We start from the raw sequence: 5,656 nt of genomic DNA on the forward strand, positions 1-5,656 counted from the left end.
AAAAAAATACATTTTTATACATTTTCCATTACATTCCACCATTTTTTGAAATTAAAGCAAATCCCTATTACATAAAAAAATCTCCTCATGATGAGGAGATTTTTAGTTCTATTTCTTTAATTGAATGTGTAATTCAGTTAACTGTGCCTCGCTTACGCGTCCTGGTGCTTCTGTCATTGGACATGTTGCCGATGCATTTTTGGGGAATGCAATCACATCACGTAAACTTTGTGATCCTGTTAAAATCATCGCGATTCGGTCAAGACCTAATGCTAAACCACCATGTGGAGGTGTTCCGTATTTGAAGGCATTCATTAAGAAACCAAATTGTTCTTCAGCTTCTTCTTTTGTAAATCCTAATGCTTCAAACATACGAGATTGAATATCAGGACGATAAATACGTAATGATCCTCCTCCTAATTCATATCCATTTAATACGATATCGTAAGCTTGAGCTTTCGCATTATGAGAATCTGTATCGAACGTATCTAATGTATCTAAACTTGGCATTGTGAATGGGTGGTGTGCTGCAAAGAATCGTCCAGCTTCTTCATCATATTCGAATAATGGCCAGTCAATCACCCATAAGAAGTTAAATTTTGATTCATCAATTAATCCTAATTCTTTAGCTAAATGTAAGCGTAATGCTCCTAAGCTATCTGCTACGACTGCTTTTGTATCAGCAACGAATAATAATAAATCCCCAATTTCAGCATTTGTAGCAGCTTTAATTGAAGCCACTTCGTCTTCATTAAAGAATTTCGCGATTGGACCATTGAATCCTTCCTCGACTACTTTCACCCAAGCTAATCCTTTAGCTTTATATTTTTTAACAAAGTCAGTTAATTTATCAATGTCTTTACGTGAGAAGCGTTCTGCTGCGCCTTTCACACATAATGCTTTTACTTCATTTCCTGCTTCAACCGTACTTGCAAAGACTGAGAATCCACAGTTAGCTACAACATGATTTAAAGGTATTAATTCCATTTCAAAACGTGTGTCTGGTTTATCTGATCCATAACGTCCCATTGCTTCTTCATAGCTTAAACGTGGGAATGGACGCGGAATATCTAACCCTTTAACATCTTTCATCATCTTAACTAACATTTCTTCAACTAAATTCATAATTTCTTCTTGTGTTAAGAATGAGGTTTCGATGTCAATTTGAGTAAATTCAGGTTGACGGTCAGCACGTAAGTCTTCATCACGGAAACAACGTGCTACTTGATAATAACGTTCAAATCCAGATACCATTAATAACTGTTTGAAAATCTGTGGTGATTGAGGTAAAGCATAGAATTCACCTTCATGAACACGACTTGGAACTAGATAATCACGTGCTCCTTCTGGTGTTGATTTATTTAAATATGGTGTTTCAACTTCAATAAAGTCTTGACTATCTAAATAACTACGAACTGATTTTAAAATGTTATGACGTAAGATAAAGTTCTTTTGCATCATTGGACGACGTAAATCTAAATAACGATATTTTAAACGTGTATCTTCTAAAGCATCTGTTTCATCTGCAATGATTAAAGGTGTCATTTCTGCCTCTGAGATAATGGTTAGTTGTTCTAAAACAACTTCAATATCCCCTGTTGGCATATTTGGATTTTTACTTTGACGTTCTGCAACGATCCCTTTGACGGCAATAACATATTCATTACGAACTTTATTAGCCACTTCTAGTACTTCAGGGCTAACTGTTTCTGGATTTGCCACTAATTGTGTCATTCCATAACGGTCACGTAAATCAATGAAAACTAATCCTCCTAAGTTACGAGATTTAGCAACCCAACCTTTTAATTCAACTACTTGACCGACATTCTCAAGTCTTAATTCTCCATTATTATGTGTACGATTCATAAAATTTTCACCTCTTCTTAATGTTGACATCCGCATCCATGACCATTTCCACCGCAACACTCATGATCATCTCCATGACCATGTCCTCCACAGCACTCATGTTCTTCTTCTTGATGATCGTGGCATCCACCACCACAACATCCTCCATGTTGATGGTTACGTTGTTGATCTTCGATAATATAGTCAATAACAAATCCTACTGGAATACTTTCTTGTGTACCTGTTTGATTATTTTTAATATTAATCATCCCATGTTGTAACTCTTCATCACCTAAAATCGCTGTGTAACGTGCATGATAGCGGTCGGCTTGTTTAAATTGACCTTTTAAGTTTTTACCTAAATAGTCTGTTTCACAAGCAAGTCCACGGCTACGTAAATCGAGTAATAAACGTGATCCAAATACTTTTGCATCTTCCCCAAGAGTAATTAAGAATAAATCAACCGCATCTTCACCTGCTACTTGAATATTCTCAGCTTCAAGTGCTAATAATAGACGTTCAAGTCCCATACCAAATCCAATAGCAGGAACAGTTGGTCCTCCAAGTTCAGCTACTAACTTGTTGTAACGTCCACCACCACATAATGTATTTTGTGAACCAAATCCTTTAATCTCAGCTTGAATTTCAAAAATAGTATGCGTATAGTAATCAAATCCACGAACTAAGCTTGCATCATACTCATATTCAATTCCCATTGCTTTTAAATATTTTTGTACATTCATAAAGTAAGCTTTATCTTCTTCAGTTAAATGATCAATCATTTGTGGTGCTGATTGCATAATTTCTTTATTGCGATCAACTTTACAATCCAAAACACGTAATGGATTTTTTTCTAATCGAACTTGGCAATCTGCACATAATTCTTCTTTATGCCCTTCAAAATGAGCAAGTAAAGCAGCACGATAATTTTCACGACTTTCAGTATCTCCAAGAGAGTTTAACTTAACTTTAATATTACGAAGTCCAAGAACTTTATATAAAGTAACAGCTAACGAAATAACTTCGGCATCAATTGATGGATCCGCGCTTCCAAATACTTCTGTTCCAAATTGAATGTGCTGACGATAACGTCCTTTTTGTTGACGTTCATAACGGAACATTGGTCCAATATAAAACATTTTTTGTACCATTTGGTCCGCATACATTTTATTTTCAATATAGCTACGTACAACACCGGCTGTTCCTTCCGGACGTAATGTCATCATACGGTCACCACGGTCTTTAAAATCATATGTTTCCTTTGACACAACATCAGATGTTTCACCGGCTGAACGATGATACAATTGTGTACTTTCAAACATTGGGGTACGAATTTCTTTGTAATTAAAGATTGAACAGATTTCGCGAATTAAACTTTCAACATTTTGCCAACGAGCACTATCTTTTGGTAAAACATCATAAGTCCCTTTAGGTTTATTAAAATTCATTCTTTTAGCTCCTTTCATAGCCTTACATAATAAGCAATAATCGATGTCGGACACGGGTTATACTTAACTTTTTTAAAATTAAGTATAAAAAAAGTCCTTAGATTTAATCTAAGGACGTTATATACGCGGTACCACCTTAATTGTAGTTATCAAATAACTACCACTTGAAACGTTAACGCCGTCTACGGATATCCCTACTTAAAGTTCAGGACATCTTCTCACAAGTGTCTTTCCTTAACTTACCCGTCGGAGCTTCCAGCCGTGACTCCGTTCTCTAGTTCGTTATCGATTAAGGCTCTTTCTTGATCATCGAATTTATTTTTATTATTGACTATTTACTTCATTATAATACATTTTTTCTTAAGATTCAATAATTAAAGTCGTCGGACCATCATTGGTAAATTCTACATCCATCATCGCACCAAAAACACCTGTCTCGACGGTTAACTGGTACATATTTCGTAAGATATCATTAAACTGGTCATATAAAGGTTTTGCGACTTCAGGACGAGCTGCTTCAACAAAACTTGGGCGATTCCCTTTACGCGTGTCTCCATATAATGTGAATTGAGAAACAGATAAAATAGATCCTTGAATATCTTTCACTGATAAATTCATTTTTCCATCTTTATCTTCAAAAATACGCAAATTAGCTACTTTTTTTGCACAGTATTCTAAATCTTTTATCGTATCTTCGTGTGTTATTCCGACTAATAACAATAATCCTTTATCAATCGATCCAACAACTTCCCCTTCAACGATTACTTTTGCCAATTTTGCACGTTGTACGACTACTTTCATTTCTACACTCCTATTACTGTATAATACGTTCTACACTAAAGACATCTTTAACACGCTTAATTGTATTAACAATACTGATGAGCTGCTCCACATTACGTACAGATAATGATAAATTGATAATGGTTGTGTCATTAGCAGATACAGCATTCAATTCCGAAATATTCGTATTTAAAATTGTCAATTTTTGAATCACATCGCCAAGTACATTTTTACGATCAAGTGCTGTGATTCTAATTTTAGCACTAAATGAATTTGAATGCTCATCATCCCACTCAACTGGAACAATTCTTCCATTGGTTTTGATATTATGACATTCAGCATGGTGAATCGTAATCCCGCTACCTTTTGTAATATATCCAACAATCGGATCACCTGGCACCGGGTGGCAACATTTCCCAATCCTTAAATCAACATTATCTAATCCATCTACAATAATACCAAAACGATTTTTTGCTTTTTTACGATGCTCTTCTTTAATCTTTGCCGCCTCGTTAATTTGTTGAATGAGTTCACTATCATTGACTTCCTTACCATCTGCGAAATATCGTTCAAGCATTGTTTTAGCGACTAAGCGACCGCGACCAATTTGGTAATAAAGCTCTTCTAGTTTATCAATACTTTGCTTTTTATAAGCTGTTAATAATTTTTTAATATCTAAATCACTTAACGATAAATCTTTCGAAGCTAATTCTTTTAGGAAAGCCTCTTCGCCTTTATTGACATACTCTTCGCGTTTAATACGATTAAAGTACTGGCGAATTTTATGACGGGCTTGTGAAGTCTGAACAATATTTAACCAATCTTCACTCGGACCAAAGGAATTTCTTGATGATTTAATTTCAACAATATCGCCGGTTTTCATTTGATAATTTAAGGTAACAATCTTTCCATTCACAATCGCACCCGTTGTTTTATGTCCAAGATTTGTATGAATACGATATGCAAAATCAAGTGGGGTAGAACCCGGTGGAAAATCAAAGACGTCTCCATTTGGAGAAAAGACATACACATTCGCATTAAAGATATCATCTTTAACGAGCTTCATTAATTTCTCAGCATCATTCACTTCTTCTTGGTAAGCGATTAATGTTTCATACCATTTTAATTTATCTTGAATTTCTTTTTGTTCCTGTTTTGGAGTGATTTGTCTATTTTCTTTATACGCCCAATGAGCAGCAACTCCTTGCTCCGCGATATCATCCATTTCTTTTGTACGAATTTGAACCTCAAAGACATTACCATGTGGTCCAATAATCGTTGTATGTAAGGACTGATACATATTTGGTTTGGGCATCGCAATATAATCTTTAAAGCGATTTGGAATCGGTTTAAAGTGCGCATGGATAATTCCAAGCGCTGAATAACATTCAGGAACAGAATTAACAATTAAACGTAGCGCTAGCAAATCATAAATTTCTTCAAAATCTTTTTCACGCGTCATCATTTTTTTGTACACGCTATAAATATTTTTAATACGCCCTTTAATCTCAAAATTAATTTGATATTCAAAATATTTATTTAAAGATAAAGCCGCCGCATCTGCAGCGACCCTGTCTTTTGCC

The 5,656-nt window shown here is 35.1% G+C and carries 4 protein-coding genes and 1 other annotated feature; all 4 genes read right to left on the minus strand.

The window, feature by feature from the left end:
* Positions 1 to 108 precede the first annotated feature (108 nt).
* On the minus strand, positions 109 to 1,866 hold the full coding sequence (gene aspS, locus QWC74_RS07770; RefSeq protein ID WP_006784221.1) for an aspartate--tRNA ligase: 1,758 nt from the start codon (positions 1,864 to 1,866) through the stop codon (positions 109 to 111).
* A 17-nt stretch (positions 1,867 to 1,883) separates the two neighbouring features.
* Positions 1,884 to 3,293: a histidine--tRNA ligase gene (gene hisS / locus QWC74_RS07775; RefSeq protein ID WP_006784222.1), complete on the minus strand. Its 1,410-nt coding sequence runs from the start codon at positions 3,291 to 3,293 to the stop codon at positions 1,884 to 1,886.
* 107 nt (positions 3,294 to 3,400) lie between these two features.
* Positions 3,401 to 3,612, minus strand: a binding site (T-box leader).
* 41 nt (positions 3,613 to 3,653) lie between these two features.
* Positions 3,654 to 4,094, minus strand: a complete 441-nt coding sequence (gene dtd, locus QWC74_RS07780) for a D-aminoacyl-tRNA deacylase (RefSeq protein WP_006784223.1) — start codon at positions 4,092 to 4,094, stop codon at positions 3,654 to 3,656.
* Between the two features lie 13 nt (positions 4,095 to 4,107).
* On the minus strand, positions 4,108 to 5,656 hold a 1,549-nt coding region (locus QWC74_RS07785), incomplete at its 5' end, for a bifunctional (p)ppGpp synthetase/guanosine-3',5'-bis(diphosphate) 3'-pyrophosphohydrolase (RefSeq protein ID WP_288993971.1).

This window comes from uncultured Turicibacter sp., from assembly GCF_938044715.1.
GTDB classification, from domain to species: Bacteria; Bacillota_I; Bacilli_A; order MOL361; family Turicibacteraceae; genus Turicibacter; species Turicibacter sanguinis.